The sequence below is a fragment of the Hahella sp. NS-SX17 genome, assembly GCF_057367735.1.
Map to the genome: position 1 here is coordinate 3,290,393 of NZ_CM170632.1, position 15,258 is coordinate 3,305,650.

The 15,258-nt window shown below is 57.3% G+C and carries 15 protein-coding genes; 7 read left to right on the top strand and 8 right to left on the bottom strand.

Translation table 11 applies throughout. From position 1 onward, the window contains the following. Positions 1–5 precede the first annotated feature (5 nt). A complete protein-coding gene (locus AC2IBB_RS14765) occupies positions 6–1,172 on the top strand; it encodes a fatty acid desaturase family protein (RefSeq protein WP_486333597.1) in 1,167 nt (388 codons plus the stop codon). A gap of 3 nt (positions 1,173–1,175) precedes the next feature. On the opposite strand, the gene AC2IBB_RS14770 is transcribed toward AC2IBB_RS14765, so the two are convergent. The 5 genes from AC2IBB_RS14770 to AC2IBB_RS14790 all read right to left on the bottom strand — a co-directional run bounded on the left by AC2IBB_RS14770 (position 1,176) and on the right by AC2IBB_RS14790 (position 5,364). Next, positions 1,176–1,412 carry a FeoC-like transcriptional regulator gene (locus tag AC2IBB_RS14770; protein WP_486333598.1) on the bottom strand — a complete coding sequence of 79 codons (237 nt, stop codon included), beginning with the start codon at positions 1,410–1,412 and terminating at the stop codon, positions 1,176–1,178. Further along, positions 1,409–3,793 carry a Fe(2+) transporter permease subunit FeoB gene (feoB, locus tag AC2IBB_RS14775; RefSeq protein WP_486333599.1) on the bottom strand — a complete coding sequence of 795 codons (2,385 nt, stop codon included), beginning with the start codon at positions 3,791–3,793 and terminating at the stop codon, positions 1,409–1,411. The genes AC2IBB_RS14770 and feoB overlap by 4 nt, the downstream gene beginning before the upstream one ends. Positions 3,794–3,824: 31 nt before the next feature. After that, positions 3,825–4,061 carry a FeoA family protein gene (locus AC2IBB_RS14780; protein WP_011397629.1) on the bottom strand — a complete coding sequence of 79 codons (237 nt, stop codon included), beginning with the start codon at positions 4,059–4,061 and terminating at the stop codon, positions 3,825–3,827. 16 nt (positions 4,062–4,077) lie between these two features. After that, positions 4,078–4,341, bottom strand: coding sequence for a FeoA family protein (locus tag AC2IBB_RS14785; protein WP_486333600.1), 264 nt, complete (start codon positions 4,339–4,341; stop codon positions 4,078–4,080). A gap of 132 nt (positions 4,342–4,473) precedes the next feature. Further along, the gene (locus AC2IBB_RS14790; RefSeq protein WP_486333601.1) at positions 4,474–5,364 is read right to left on the bottom strand and encodes a LysR family transcriptional regulator; all 891 of its coding nucleotides are present in this window, start codon (positions 5,362–5,364) and stop codon (positions 4,474–4,476) included. A 109-nt stretch (positions 5,365–5,473) separates the two neighbouring features. Here AC2IBB_RS14790 and AC2IBB_RS14795 point away from each other — a divergent pair, with 109 nt between their 5' ends. Then, complete coding sequence (locus tag AC2IBB_RS14795) at positions 5,474–6,046, top strand: isochorismatase family protein (protein ID WP_486333602.1); 573 nt, start codon at positions 5,474–5,476, stop codon at positions 6,044–6,046. 89 nt (positions 6,047–6,135) lie between these two features. Here the strand turns inward: AC2IBB_RS14795 and AC2IBB_RS14800 are convergent, their stop codons facing one another. Both AC2IBB_RS14800 and AC2IBB_RS14805 read right to left on the bottom strand, forming a co-directional pair. Continuing rightward, complete coding sequence (locus AC2IBB_RS14800; protein ID WP_486333603.1) at positions 6,136–6,831, bottom strand: hypothetical protein; 696 nt, start codon at positions 6,829–6,831, stop codon at positions 6,136–6,138. A 36-nt stretch (positions 6,832–6,867) separates the two neighbouring features. Continuing rightward, positions 6,868–7,530: a hypothetical protein gene (locus tag AC2IBB_RS14805; protein WP_486333604.1), complete on the bottom strand. Its 663-nt coding sequence runs from the start codon at positions 7,528–7,530 to the stop codon at positions 6,868–6,870. Positions 7,531–7,937: 407 nt separating this feature from the next. On the opposite strand from AC2IBB_RS14805, the gene AC2IBB_RS14810 reads away from it, so the two are divergent. The 4 genes from AC2IBB_RS14810 (at position 7,938) to AC2IBB_RS14825 (ending at position 9,795) form a co-directional block, all read left to right on the top strand. Beyond that, positions 7,938–8,297, top strand: a complete 360-nt coding sequence (locus AC2IBB_RS14810) for a VOC family protein (RefSeq protein WP_486333605.1) — start codon at positions 7,938–7,940, stop codon at positions 8,295–8,297. Between the two features lie 22 nt (positions 8,298–8,319). Continuing rightward, positions 8,320–8,796 (top strand): NUDIX hydrolase, encoded by a 477-nt coding sequence (locus tag AC2IBB_RS14815; protein WP_011397624.1) that lies wholly within the window; start codon positions 8,320–8,322, stop codon positions 8,794–8,796. An 84-nt stretch (positions 8,797–8,880) separates the two neighbouring features. Continuing rightward, positions 8,881–9,351, top strand: coding sequence for an NUDIX hydrolase (locus tag AC2IBB_RS14820; RefSeq protein ID WP_486333606.1), 471 nt, complete (start codon positions 8,881–8,883; stop codon positions 9,349–9,351). Between the two features lie 6 nt (positions 9,352–9,357). Beyond that, entirely contained in the window at positions 9,358–9,795 is a 438-nt protein-coding gene (locus AC2IBB_RS14825) for a hypothetical protein (RefSeq protein WP_486333607.1), read from the top strand. 1,528 nt (positions 9,796–11,323) lie between these two features. Here the strand turns inward: AC2IBB_RS14825 and AC2IBB_RS14830 are convergent. After that, positions 11,324–13,441, bottom strand: coding sequence for a TonB-dependent receptor (locus AC2IBB_RS14830; protein ID WP_486333608.1), 2,118 nt, complete (start codon positions 13,439–13,441; stop codon positions 11,324–11,326). Between the two features lie 357 nt (positions 13,442–13,798). On the opposite strand from AC2IBB_RS14830, the gene fes reads away from it, so the two are divergent. Beyond that, a complete protein-coding gene (gene fes / locus AC2IBB_RS14835) occupies positions 13,799–15,244 on the top strand; it encodes an enterochelin esterase (protein WP_486333609.1) in 1,446 nt (481 codons plus the stop codon). Positions 15,245–15,258 lie beyond the last annotated feature (14 nt).

The window sequence follows — 15,258 nt, forward strand, 5'->3', positions numbered from 1 at the left end:
TTATTATGCATCATCCCGTCAGTCGAGAATTAACGCCGAAGCAGTTGGAGTCTTTTCAGAATGAACTGGACGACCTGCGTCAGCAGGTGGTCGATGATCTGGGGCAGCGGGATGTGGATCATATTCGTGGCGTGATAAGGGCTGTCAGGTATTCCGAGTTGGCCGGACGTGTGTTGTTACACGTCAGTTTCACGCCTTTGGGCGTGGTCGCCGGCGTGGCGTGCCTGTCGCTCTCCAAAATCCTGGAGAACATGGAAGTGGGGCACAACCTGATGCATGGTCAATACGACTGGACGCATGACCCCGCCCTGAACTCAAAACGTTATGAATGGGATCTCGTGTGTGATGGCGACGCCTGGCGGCATTACCATAATTACGAGCATCACACGTTCACCAATATTCTCGGCAAAGACCGTGACTTTGGTTACACCATCACCCGCCTGACTGCGGAGCAGCCCTGGCGGCCCATTTACCTGCTGCAGCCCGTTTACAACGTGGCGCAGGCGCTGACTTTCGAGTGGGGTGTGGCCTTGTTCGGACTGGAGCTGGAGCGCGCGGTGACTGGAAAAATGAGCCGACGGGAACTGGTGGGCCGGTTAAAGCCTTTTCTGCGGAAAGCGGGCAGGCAACTCGGCAAAGACTATGTGCTGTTCCCCGCCATGGCGGGCATTGGCGCGCCTAAAGTTCTGGTGGGCAATCTGGCGGCCAATGTCATACGCAATGTCTGGGCCTACGCGATTATTTCCTGCGGCCACTTCACTGCCGACACTCGGGTGTACAGCGAAGAGGAAACCCGTAATGAGAACCGCGGGCAGTGGTATCTGCGACAGCTGCACGGCTCCGGCAACATTGAAGGCAGTCGTGGCTTTTATCTGTTGAGCGGCCATCTCAGCCATCAGATTGAGCATCACTTATTCCCGGATATTCCCGCGCATCGTTACCCGGAAATCGCTCCCAAAGTCAGAGCCATCTGCGACAAATACGGGCAACACTACAATACCGGGCCTTTTCTGCGGCAGTTCGGCTCAGTGCTTAAACGCATCGTCAAATACGCGCTACCGATAAAAGACGCTAAGGCTGCTACGCCCCAATCAGCGCCGCCGTCGGCTCAGAAAACAGAGGCCATGGTGGCGCGCCGGGCGCAACGCGACAGGAAACTTGCGCTAGCCTGATTATTAATCAGGCAGACCAATAGCTTCCTTCCACACGTAAATTTCTATGTCTCCCGGATCGCAAAGGGTGCAGCCGCTGCAGGGCGTACCCTGCGGCAGCTTTTCCACCCGGCCTTTGGCGATCCATTTATCAAGCATCCCCCGCAATGCGTCCGGCTCCGTATTGAAACGGCAGGCCATGTCTTTGAGCGCCGCCCGCTTATGGGTTTGCAGGTAGGCGCGTATTTCTGACAGGATCATCGGGGCGCCGCCGTGGCGGGGCTCTGCCTGTTGCCGGCGTAGCGCAGCGCCGCCAGGACTGCGACGAACGTCGCCAGCATAATGGCGATGACGGACAGGGCGTGTGCGGGCTGACGGCTTAGCGTGGCGACTTGATAGAACACCGTAGCGACAACGTAGGCGACGCCGGTGGTCCAGCCTGCGATGAAAAGCGTCCAGTTCAGGTTGGTTTCACGATAGACGGCGGCCAGCGTGGCGGCGCAGGGCATGTACAACAGGATGAATAGCAGGTAAGCGAAAGCGCCCGCTGCGCCGTCGAATTTCGCCGCCATGGCGCCGAAAGTGCCCGTGTCCACGGCTTGTTCCTGGGCGGCGCTCTCCACATCCAGGCCTAATGGATCGCTCCAGGAGCCCAGTGCGTCGGCGAGGTTGGCGGGAATGGTGGCGAAGGACGCCGCCACGCTGTCCAGCAGATTAAATTCCGGGTCCTGTTCCGGTTCTGCGCCTGCGGCTTCGGCCTCCAGGCGCGCCATGTCGCTGTACAGGGAATCCAAAGCGCCGACCACTGCTTCTTTCGCCAACACGCCGGTGAAAATGCCTACCGCGGCGGGCCAGTTATCTTCGCGCAGTCCCATGGGTCCGAACGCGGGGGCGATGACGCCGCCGATTTCGCTCAGCAGGGATTTATTGCTGTTTTCATTGCCGTAGGAGCCGTCAGTACCTATGGAATTGAGCACGTTCAACACCAGCACCATTGGTACGATCACCCTGCCTGCGCGAAACATGAAGCCGCGGGTGCGCTCCCAGGTGCGAATGCCAACGCCTTTCAAGGTGGGAATATGATACGGCGGCAGTTCCATAATGAAGGGCGTGGCCTGACCTTGCAGCAGGGTGGTTTTCATCACCAGACCGGTGAGCACGGCGATGGCGACGCCAATAATGTAGAGCCCGAACACTACGTTCTGGCCGCCGACAGGGAAAAACGCGGCGGCGAACAAAGCGTACACCGACAGGCGCGCGCCGCAGGACATAAAGGGCGCCATGATGATAGTCATGATGCGGTCCCGCTGTCTTTCCATTGTGCGGGTGGCCATCACCGCCGGCACATTGCAGCCAAAGCCCACGATCAAGGGGACGAAAGCTTTGCCAGGCAGGCCGATGGCGCGCATGGCGCGATCCATGACGAAAGCCGCGCGGGCCATGTAGCCGGAATCCTCCAGCGCGGACAGAAACAGGTACAGAAAGCCGATCACCGGAATGAAAGTGGCCACCACCTGCACGCCGCCGCCCATGCCGTCCGCCAGCAGCAGACGCAGCCATTGTGGCGCACCGAGGGAGGTTAACAGCGCGCCGAAGCCGTCTACGAACAGCGCGCCGGTAAATTGGTCGAAGAAATCGATGAAGGCGCCGCCGATATTGATGGTGAACATGAACATCAAGTACATGGCGACGAGAAATATGGGAATGCCCAGCATGCGGTTCAGGACTACGCGGTCAATTTTGTCGGATAGGCTGCGTTGCACTTCATGGTTGCGTTTGACGCTGGCGCTTGCTACCTCGTTGACGAAGCTATAGCGGGCGTCCGCCAGACAGATATCGATGTCGTCCTCCAGCTGTTGCACTACGTTTTCTTGCAGTTCCTCCACTTTGGCGCGCAGCGTCGCGTCAGCCAGTTTCAAGGCCGAAGCGTCGCCTTCCAGCATCCGCGTCGCCAGCCAGCGCGGATCGCATTTGCCTTCGCTATGCTTGATCAGCATGGGAGTCAGGGCATTAAGCGCTTCGGCGACAGGGGAGGGATAGGTGATGTTGGCGTTGGAGACATGTTTGCGGCGCGCGGCGTCCAGAATCGCCGCCTTCAACTGCGGCAGACCGACGCCGGATGCCGCCACAATAGGAACCACGGGACAGTCCAACAGACTGGCCAGCCTGTCGTGAGCCACCGCATGACCGCGCTCCTCCGCCACATCCATCATGTTCAGCGCCGTCAGTAACGGCGTTTTCATTTCCAGCAACTGGCAAGTGAGGTAAAGGTTGCGCTCCAGGTTGGAGGCGTCGACGATATTGATGATGAGGTCTGCTTCGCGCCCGGCGACGAAATCTCTGGCGATTTGCTCATCCAGGGAAACGTCTTCTTCACAGACGTCGAGGGAATAGGTGCCTGGCAGATCGATCAGCTCAAAGTCCACGCCTTGAAACGAGAAACGCCCGCTCTTGCGCTCTACGGTCACGCCGGGCCAGTTGCCCACCCGCTGTTTGGAGCCGGTCAGTGCGTTGAATAAGGTGGTTTTGCCGCAGTTGGGGTTGCCCACCACTGCGATGACGTATTTTTCCGCGTTGCGCTCGGGACTGGCCATGATCGACTTGCTCTCTCCAAAAAACTGCTTGGGACCGGGCTGATACATCTGAATTCAAGATGAATGAACTCAGAGAAGGCTAGATTTTCTCTATCAGAATGCCGCCTGCTTCGTCTTTGCGCAGGCTGAGGCGAAATCCCCGCACCAGGATTTCCACTGGATCGCCCATAGGCGCATAGCGGGTGACGCTGAATTCGACGCCGGGGGTCAAGCCCATGGATAACAGTTTGCGGCGATAATTTTTGCCGCCTTCGCCGAAGCCTAATACGCGGCCCTGATCGCCGACTTTGAGATCTTTGAGGCTGACGTTGCTCATTGTCGCGGGATTCTCCTCAGTGACGGCTTGTAGCGGCGCCTTCGCGCACCACCATGATTTTCTGCGCCATACCGGCGCCCAACGCCAGGCGTGAATCGGCGCGAATGACGACCAGATCCGCGCCCTTGCGGTGCAGCACGGTCAGCTCGCATCCCACGTTGAGCCCCAGTGAGGTCAAACGCATTTCCAGGCTTTTGCCCCCGCGTAACAGATGAACTTTCACTCTTTCGCTCTCTTGCGCCAGCGCCAGAGGGAAAGGCTTATGCTCGAACGTGCTCATACGACCGCCTTTAAATGAAAGTGAGATTGAGAATCTTTCCTATTCTTAACGCTATTATTAAGTGAATCCAGTACACCAAAGAGGTATTTGCGGGGAATCTGACTCAGATCAAAGGTCTGGGAGCGGCTGGATTCAAATGGAGGTGAAGCGCTCGGCCAGATAACTGATAAACGCTTTTGCGCAGGCGGTTTGCAGGCGCGAGGAAGTGACCGCCTGCACAGGCAGTCGGGGTACTGTCCAGTCCGTCAGTATGGGCATCAAGCGCGCTTCAGCCAGCGCGTCGCGGGCCAGCACTGTCGCCAGACTGGCGACGCCAAATCCGCGTTCCGCCAGTACGCGCATCAGGCTGACATTGTTGACGGCGAACCGCCCTTTAACCGCAACCTCTACGGTTTCCTCGGCGCGCTGAAGGCGCCAGACCGCCTGGGCCTGCGCGCCAATGATGATGCAGTCGTGTTCACTGAGCTGGTCGGGATGGGAAGGCGCAGGTTGACGCTGCAGGTAAGTCGGAGAGGCGAACAGGCCTTGCTCGATCCAGCCGATGCGTCGGCTGACCAGGTTCTGATCCTTCACCACGCCAAGGCGGATCGCCACATCGATCTGCTCGATGGCCAGATCGCGATGTTGCGGCGATAAATCGATTTCGAAATCAATGCCCGGATAGCGACGGGCGAACTCCGGCAGCAAGGGGGCGATATAGTGGACGCCCAGGTCCACCGGCATGGACAGTCGCAGCGTGCCTTGCGGGCGCTTGGCTTCTTCGAACAGGGCTTCCTGAGCGCTGAAAGCCTCATCCACCAGACGTTCGCAACGCTCGAAGTAGCGCCGCGCGGCCTCGGTCAGCTCGACGCGGCGAGTGGTGCGGGCGAACAGGCTGATTCCCGACTCACGCTCCAGCGCGCGGATGCGTCGGGACAGGGTGGCTGTCGACAAACCCAGATTCTCCGCGGCGCGGCTGAAGCTGCGAGTGCGCGCCACCTCCACAAACAGGGCGACGTTTTGCAGGGCGGACAGGTCTTTCATAGTGGTTGGTTATTGTTGCAAATATGAAAAAGAGAATAGCAATCGCGGCCATTATCTTTCAAATGGATCAATGTAGTATCTCACTGACTCCACTAACGAGGTAACTGAGATGCAACGCTTTAACATTGACGACACCGCGATGATTCTTATCGATCACCAGACCGGCACGAATACTTGGGCGTCCACTACGCCTCTGGAGCTGTTGCGGCGCAACGTGATCATTCTGGCGTCATTCGCCAAGGGCGTGGGCATGCCGTTGGTGCTCACTTCCAGCCAGGAAACCAATGTCGACGTGCAGGGCCCTCTGATGCCGGAACTGGAAGCAATCGCCCCGGACGCGTTCGCCGCCCGCATCAAGCGTATTGGCGTAGTGAACGCCTGGGATGATCCAGCGTTTGCGGAAGCGTGCCGTATAACTGGTAAACGCAATTTCGTCATGGCTGGCGTGACCACGGACGTGTGCATGGTTTCTCCCGCCATCAGCGCGGTGGAGGAAGGCTTTAACGTACAGGTCGTGTGCGACGCCTGTGGCTCCACCAATCAGATCGCGGAAGAAATGTCCTGGCGACGTATGGAGCGCGCCGGCGTGCGGCTGACCAGCACCAACGCCATGGTGGCTGAACTGGTGCGCAACTGGGCGTCGGCGGCGGGTGAAGTGGCGTTTCCGTTGCTGCTGGGCTAGTCCGCATATGCAGCGGGAGCGATCAGCAGATCGGCGTTCGGCGAGCCGTTCTGCTTTTTCTGCGTCCGGCTGACGCTGTTGAACTTTGCTCAGTAAGGCGCAAACACGATATAACTACTGGCGCTGGCGTAGAACACTGAGTAGGTGAATATGGAGAAGGAGGGCGTCTCGTAATCGCCGCTGGTGAAGCACAGACAGGTCATGTTGTCTTCACCGTAATCACCGGTGGGAATGAGACCGGACGCCACGCCGTCAACTATCGCCTTCTGTATATACCAGCGGTTGCCGCCGCCCATGGCGTAGTAAAGCGTCACCTCAATGTGCCGGTTGGCGTCGCCAATGAGAAAGCTGATGGCGGCGCTGTCTTCATTCGGCTCAAACTCTCCGTTGGACGAAATTTCCCAGGTGGAGGACTCTCCCGATCCTAATGGCGAAGGGATTTTGTCGATATTCACGCCGCCGCCGAACGTGTTGACGTCATAAGTCACCAAGGGCATGGCGCTGAGATTTCTTACATCGAATACGACCAGATCCTCGCTGCCTTTGTCGCCCAAACCCAGCCCGGCCACACCGGCGATGGCGCCGACCACGCTGGCGGTGGCCCCCAGTTTATCCCAGCCGCTGGCGCCGCCTTCTATGTCCCTCGACATTGAGGCGTTGGTAAAGCTGCTCAGGTAATATTTGTGGAAGGAACTGACCGCCTGCTGTCCTGTGCCGTGGCCCTGGGTGATGGAAAAGGAGCCGTTGGTGGTGGTGTAGTTCAGATTCGCGTCTTTGATATCCATGAATGTTTCCTTGTTGGTTGTAGGCTGTCTGGAGGCTTAAACGTAATCTGAAAAAAACAGCGAGACTTTGCCTTTCTGCTGGTTGGCGCCCATGTCGCTGAGGCTGAAGGAGGCATAGTCGTCTTTACCGGCGAAGCCCAGGTAGGCGCGTCTGTAACCATCTTCGTTGAACCATAAGTCGTGTCCATCGATATAAAAGTGGTTTAAACGCCACACGCCTGAGTTTCGCAATTCAATGGTGGTATGCACGTCCACGCAGTTACTGACGTTAGAGCCAATCATAAAGGTGAAGTCGTAATGGGACTTGCCGGGCTGAAAGCCGGAGGTTTTCGCTTTGATTGAGCCGGTTTCGCCCGGCACTAGCGGTCGTACCGCCTGTTGAAAGCCAAAGTTATCGGATTTGCTTTGAAACGGCGCGATGGTGTAACTGGAATGATTAATGATTTCCAGCTCAAATTCATTCACGCTTCCTTTCTTTTTTATACCGATGATTGAGGCCATGGTTCCGACGGTAGTGGCGATGGCCCCAACCGCGCCCCACATGCCGAGGGTTTCCGCGCAGGTCTGGTCGGGCGTAAGGTTAGCCGCGTAGCTGTCCATTTCTCTGATGAGTTGAAGGGCGGCGTCCTTGCCTTTCTTTACATAAATATCGCCGTGTTCAGTGGAGAGGGTGGGGGAAGAGCCTGATTCATTCGCCATAGAGTTAAGTCCTTTTATCCATTGTTGGAACACGCCATTGAGTGTGTGGCGACGACCCGCCCTGTTTCCCCTATGGCGATGCGCGATCTGCGTCAAAATGCGGCTGCAGGCAGCCAATATAAAACCTGTGGCGATAAGGGAATAGGGGATGTTTTGGGGAGGGACGATTCCCTAGGCGGTTATTAGCGGAGAAGCAGGGCCTGACATGTGCAGGTCCTGTCATTGCGGTCAAATAGAAGGACGCTATTTTTCTGCCTGACTAATAGTTTATTTATGCGCCATAACAAGTGTCCCGTTTGGTGCATAAAGGTATGATTTAAATGCAAAAAGTGTAGACTGTTCCTGCTTGTCGCAGCGCTGCCCGTCAGCGAATACGTCCCGCCCGACTCATACCAAGAGGAATCGCTATGGAAGAGATTGTAGAAATCAAAGCCTTTGTCCCCGCAAAAGACTATGAGCAGTCCAAAGTTTTCTATCGGGATCTGGGTTTCACCCAGGCTTCGGATGGCGGCGGCGTCGCTTATTTCCATCATGGGAATTGCAGCTTTTTACTGCAGGACTTTTATCGTCAGGAACACGCTGAAAACTTCATGATGCATGTCTTGGTGAAGGACATTCACGCCTGGCGGAAGAAGGTGATGGAGTCGGGCGTAGTAGAGAAATACGAGGTTCGTCTCTCTGAAGTGATGGAGCAGCCCTGGGGCATGCTGGACTTTACCCTGACGGACCCCAGCGGCGTGCTGTGGCGATTTGGAGAAAATATTTAGACCGGTTTTCAAGGAGTAAACCATGTTGAAGTTTGATGTTGGCGACAACCGCTTTAATTTCCGCAGCGCTGCGGTGATTATGCATCAGGATCACGTGCTGCTGCATAAAGCAGTGCAGGACAATTTCTGGGCGCTGCCGGGCGGTCGCGTGGAGTTCTTCGAATTCTCCAGCGATACCCTGGCGCGGGAAGTGGAGGAAGAACTGGGGATGACGGCTCGCGTGATTCGCCCTCTCTGGTACGTAGAGAATTTCTTCCAGTATCAGCAGACGCGTTTCCACGAAATCGCCACGCTATATCTCACTGAGCTGGCCGATCCTGACGTCATTCCTTTTAATGTGGATTTTCCGGGCGTGGAGGAAGATGTCGACCTGATCTTCCGTTGGTTCAAGCTGAGTGAACTGGACTCAATCGAACTGGCGCCCGACTTCCTCAAAACCCGCCTGCGCTCCCTGCCTGAAGGCGTTGAGTTTTTGACAGTGAATGAAATCGAAAGCTGATTATTGGCTCCCCCGCGTTTCGCTCATGGGTGCGCTATTGAGCGAAAGGGCATTGGGAAAACTGCTTAATAGAGGAGAGGGACGTTGAAATTCGAGAGCGGCGATAAGCGATTCAAATTCCGCAGCGTGGCGGTGATCATCCACAATGGCCATGTTTTGCTGCATAAAGTCGTCAAAGGCGACTTCTGGGCGCTGCCGGGCGGCAAAGTGGAATTCTTCGAATTCTCCCACACCACCCTTATCCGCGAACTGGAGGAAGAACTCGGCGTCGCCGCCAACATCGTCCGGCCACTCTGGTTCGTGGAAGACTTCTACGCCCGCGGTGGCGTGAAAAGCCACGAAATCGCCACCTACTACCTGACTACACTGCAAGACCCAAACGCCATCCCTTTCGGCCAAGACGTCAGAGGACTGGAGCAAGACGTCGACATCGTATTTCGCTGGGTCAAACTGGCGGACGTCGCCTCACTAAATCTATGGCCGCAATTTCTCAAAGGACGATTGACGGCGCTGCCGCAGGAAGTTGAGTTCATCCACATCAACGAATTGAAGTAAGCATTTATGAATGAAATACAGCCGTTGAATATCGCCCCTGAACATGACATTGATTGTCAGCCTTTTCTGTACAAACTGGACGGGGCCGCCGCAAAAACCGTGTTGCTGATGCGTTTCTCCGGTAACTACGGATTTGGAAGTAAGGGCAATACCGACGCCAGATACATGGCCGCGACGACCCAGGCGGCCATTACCTTTGCTGACCCAGACGCGTTGGTGTTTGACTTTTCAAAACTCACATACGAGTGGGGAGATGCGATGGCGGGCGTCATCGCTGCGGGTTGCGAACGGGAATTAGAGACGTTGGTGATTGCCGGCGAAATGTCCCAAGAGGGCCTTATATCACTCGTAGACTCTGAAATGATGATGGAGCCGAGTGAGGTCGTTTTCATCTCATTGGAGAGCGCGAATGAGCGACTTAAACATCTCTTGAACGCGCGTTAGGTTTTCCTGAGCCTGTCGAAGGGCCTCCCCGGGCGACAAAGAGCAAGTTGTCCCGCTATTTCAGTAATGAGTCAGGGGGCTCAACGGAGGCTAGGGTTAACCATCTGTGGATCAACGCTCTGGAAAGCCCTTCGACAGGCTCAGGGCGAACGGGGGAAGTGAGGGCGGGGCGGTTTTGGGTACGATCAATCGGCGATTGGGCTTTCGTCTTTCGAGAGGCATAAGTAACGTTCAATGTTCCTGGCGAGCGGCTTTGCCCCCTCAGCGATACCATGCCATGGACAGCTTCCCGTTCTATGACTCAGTAAAGTCAACGTCCAACCATCTCCTCCAAATTGACCCCTCCACCGTTCGCCCTGAGCCTGTCGAAGGGCCTCCCCGGGCGGCAAAGAGCAAAGTTGCTCTGTTCCTTCAGAGTACTCAATGGAGGCTGGGATTATCGTTTGTGGATCAACGCTCTGGAAAGCCCTTCGACAAGCTCAGGGCGAACGGGGGAAGTGAGGGCGGGGCGGTTTTGGGTACGATTAATCGGCGATTGGGCTTTTGTCTTTCGATAGGAATAAGTAACGTTAAATGTTCCCGGCGAGCAGCTTTTCCCCCTCGGCGATACCATGCCATGGACAGCTTCCCGTTCTATGACTCAGTAAAGTCAACGTCCAACCATTTCTTCCTCCAATTGCCCCCACCACCGTTCGCCCTGAGCCTGTCGAAGGGCTTCCCTGGGCGGCAAAGAGCAAAGTTGCCCTGTTCCTTCAGAGTACTCAATGGAGACTGGGATTATCGTTTGTGGATTAACGCTCTGGAAAGCCCTTCGACAAGCTCAGGGCGAACGGGGGGAGTGAGAGCAGGGAGGTTTAGGATATGGTTAGTGGTAGCTTGGGCTTTCCCTTTTCGAGAGGTATAAGTCGAACCCAGTATCCCTTGCGCGCAGCTTTGCCCTCTGAGGCCATGCCTTGTAGCGGGCAGCCTTCCATCCTGGGACTCAACAAAGTCAACTTCCAGCCATATCGCCCGACTTATACTCCACCACCGTTCGCCCTGAGCCTGTCGAAGGGCCTCCCCGGGCGGCAAAGAGCAAAGTTGCTCTGTTCCTTCAGAGTACTCAATGGAGGCTGGGATTATCGTTTGTGGATCAACGCTCTGGAAAGCCCTTCGACAAGCTCAGGGCGAACGGGGGAAGTGAGGGCGGGGCGGTTTTGGGTACGATCAATCGGCGATTGGGCTTTTGTCTTTCGATAGGCATAAGTAACGTTAAATGTTCCGGGCGAGCAGCTTTTCCCCCTCGGCGATACCATGCCATGGACAGCTTCCCGTTCTATGACTCAGTAAAGTCAACGTCCAACCATTTCTTCCTCCAATTGCCCCCACCACCGTTCGCCCTGAGCCTGTCGAAGGGCCTCCCCGGGCGACTCAATAAAAAAAGGGTGAGCATAGCTCACCCAAAAACAGACTTTGATTGCAGGTTTGCAGCTGCGGCCGTCCTTGGCGGTCTGCTGCGCTCTAGGGTAGGGTTGAGCGCAGTCTCACTCTAGAGTCGGTAGTCGACCACGATGCCCGCTGTGCGGGGTGGTCCAACCTGGGCTTCGGTGGAGGCCCAGGTGGTTGTCTGGCGGTAGAGGACTTCTTCGTCGAACAGGTTTTTCACGTAGAGGCGCACGGTGAAGTCGTCGTTTTCGTAGCCGGCGTTGACGTTGGTGATCACGTAATCGCCGGCGGTCAGGTCGTCGTTGTTGGTGACGTCGGAGTAGTATTCGCCGACGTAGCTGACGTCCGCCCCGGCGAAGTAGCCCTGGTCGAAATACTGGGTGAAGCCCAGGTTGGCGTTGACGCTGGGGGCGTAGCCGAATTCATTGCCTTTGATGTCCGGCCCGCCTGCGACGGCTTGGGTGACTTCCGTTTTCAGCAGGCCCACGGAGCCGAATACTTCAAGGCCCGCCGCCACCTGTGCGTTGGTTTCCACTTCCAGGCCGTAGCTGCGGCCTTCTGGAATATTCACGAAACGACGATTAAGAATGGATTGGTAGCCGTCGTATTCGTTGGCGAACAGGGTGACGCCCACCGTCATGCGATTATCCCAGAGGCTGGAGCGGCTGCTGGCTTCGTACGAGATGACTTCTTCTTTCTCGTATTCATAAAAGCTGCTGTCATCCCAGTCGAGGGAACCGCCGCCCGGGTTGTAGCCTTTGCGCACCACCAGACCCAGCGTGGTTTGCGGCGTCGCCTGATAGCTGACGCCGGCCTTGGGCAGAAACAGGGTTTCGCCGATATCCGTCAGCACCCGGCCTTCATAACTCGTACCGGGCCACGCCAGAATATCCCGCTCCTGACTTTCTCTTTCCACCCGGCCGCCCAAAATTAAATCGAGACGCTCAGTCAGCGCGAATGTAGCGTCTCCATAAACCGCGACGGTGCTGACATCGTCATCCCCGGTGAAGGTGGCGGGAACCACTGTGAGATCCTGAGTGCGTTTGAACAGATAGACGCCCACCACGCCGCTTAACGAGCCCGACGCAGGGTCATACACCAGACGGCCTTCCAGCGAGTTGCTTCGCTCTTCCAGATCCAGTCTCAGATCGATATCCCTCACGCGGGAAGCGTACTCCTCAAACTTGGCGTTGGTGTCGGCGTGGTTCAAGGTCAGGTAAGCGGTCAGCGCGTCATTGAGAGCGTATTGAACGTCCAGGGCGTAGCTGGCGCTGTCCGAGTCCTGATAACGGGTGTTGGACACGTCTCCGTTCAGCTCATAGTCAAAGAAGTCGCCGTTGACGAAATTGAGGTATTCGCCCTCCTGACTGCGGTGCGTCGCAGTGAACTTCACCGACAGGCCGGACAACGCGGAAGGCTCCCAAAGTAATTTGCCGCGCAGGTTGTAGCGTTTGGACTCAGACGGGTCCCAGGGCCATTCCTGATCGCTGATAGGGTAGTCGATATAACCCTCGCCCTGAGATGCGCTGGCGGCGAGGCGGAACGCCAGTTCGTTGTCGATCAGAGGGCCGGACGTCATCAACGCAAGTTGCTGCTTGCTGTCGGCGGTTTCATAGCCAGCGCGAATGGCGCTTTCCCAATGATAAGTCGGGTCTTTGGTCAGCACGACAATCGCGCCGCCGATGGAATTGCGACCCTGAGTGGTGGATTGCGGTCCGCGTAATACCTCCACCTGCTGCACGTCCCATAAATTAGCGTCTACATACTCCTGGCCGAACCAGGATTCTGAAACGCCATCGACGCTGGTGCTGACTTTGGGGCGCGAGCCCGCCACCAGCGCGAAACTGCCGTTCGCCGCGCCGGAGCCCTCCACGCCCCGGATGTTGGGAACGCCGTAGGGGTTCGCAATCATGTTCGGCACTTTATCCACCACCTCGAAGACAGACTGCGTCTCGCCGGTGTCCACTTTTAGGTCGTCCAGTACGGTGACGGCGCTGGTGGACTCCTGCAGGTCGCGGTCGATCTTTTCACCTGTCACCACCACTGGCGCCAGGGTGGTGCTTGCTGACTGTTTGACGCGATCCGGCTGCGCCAGTGCAAGGGTTTCCGCCGCAGCATGGGCGGCCATGCCTCCTGCGAGCGTAGCGACGGCGACTTTGGTGGCGAACGCCAAGGGGTGCAGGCGTGGATTCGATCGTTTATCCCGAAACAGGAACATCATTGTCTCCCCAGATAGTTGGTAATTGCTGTGCGCCGCTGGCGGACGCGCCCTGTGCTTGGCTCCCTGTTAATGCGATCGAAGAGGAGGGTGGATGACGACCTCGGGTGATGTCCGCAGGCATTCCTGACTATCTGCATCGGAAACCGGCGCAGTGCGGACGGATGATTGTCTAAATGAGAATCATTCGCAAATAACTATTGAATGCAAATGATAATCATTATTATTATGTAAAACAACACTGATGCAGAAAGGGCGGAAATTTCGTTAGCCGACGCGGCTTTACCGTTCCTGATTACCGCGAGTCCATCGCAGATGGAAGAAATGAACGCCGGGCGCCGTCCCGGGAAGGTGAAAACCATGTCTGAGGCCATTGACCGCAGAATGCCGGTCCCAATCCCACAAAAATCATCCAGCGCGCAACGACCGCCCGCCTCTCTGGCGTCGTCAACCGCATTGGCGTCGTCAACTACGCTGTCGCAGGCGTTTGCTTCGTCCACGGAATTCGACGCATTCGGACTGCCGGGCGTTATTGGCGACGATCTCTGGTGGCGCTCATTGCAACAGAAGGGAACGCCCCTGGTGGAGTCCATTGACGCCAGTCAGGCGCGCGTCACCTTTATATGGCGCGACCCTCACGGAGACGAAAGCCGTTCGCCTGTTCGGCGCGTGTATATCGACGTCAACTCCGTCACCAATCACCGCAGCCCTAATCCACAAAGCCTGGAGCGCATCGCCGGGACGGATGTGTGGCGCTGGCGGACGACCTTACCGGCCAACTGGCGCGGAACCTATGCATTGGCCCCTGTCACGAAAGACTATCTGCCGCCCCGGTGGAGCGGTAGCGAAGAACGACGGCGCATGAGCCAGCGGGTCTGGTGGCGGGATGTGATGAGTCAGGCCATCGCCGATCCACTGAATCCCCAGCGGCCCTATAGCGCAGGCTGGGGCGGCGCGGCGTCCGCCTTGCATCTGCCTCAGGCGCCGGCGCAAACCGCCTGGTCTTGGGTGGACGCCGGCGAAGGGAGCTTTGGCGATGACGGCGGTGCGATGCTGCAGGAACTGTACTGGAGCAGCGAGACCCTGGGCAATCGCCGCAAAATCTGGGTGTTCAGCCCGGAAGAGGCGCAGGGCGACAACGTTGATCCTCGCCGACGTCCTCTGGTCATTCTGCTGGATGGCCAGCACTGGGCGACCCGCATGCCGGCGTTTTCCGCCTTGCAATATGAAACCCGCCAGGGCGCGTTGCCTCCCGCCGTCTATGTGATGATCGATTCCATTGACGGCGAACGGCGCAGCGAAGAGCTCTGCTGCAACCCTCGCTTCTGGGAAGCGGTGCAGGACGAACTCATCCCACTGGCGGCTAAGGTGACGCCATTCTCCAGCCGCGCCATGGACACCATCGTGGCCGGACAGAGTTTTGGAGGACTGGCGGCGATGTACGCCGGACTGGCGTTTTCCGAGCGTTTCGGCTGTGTGCTTAGCCAGTCCGGCTCCTTCTGGTGGCCCTACGTGGAGCTGCTGCATGCGCCTTTGGGGCAGTGCGCAGTGCGTCGCCCCGGAGAACGCGGCGCGCTGGCGGAGCAACTGGCGCAAGGCCGCCTCAGCGCCCGGCCGCTGCGCATCTATCAGGAAGTCGGCGCGCGGGAGGATGTGATGATCGACCTCAACGAAACCCTGCGCATAGAGCTTGAACGCGCCGGCCATCATGTGAATTACCAATTGTTCGAAGGCGGTCACGACTGGCTCTGCTGGCGCGGCGGACTCATAGAAGGCCTGCGCTGGCTGCTGGAACAACCTGGCTGACGGATTAATCAGAC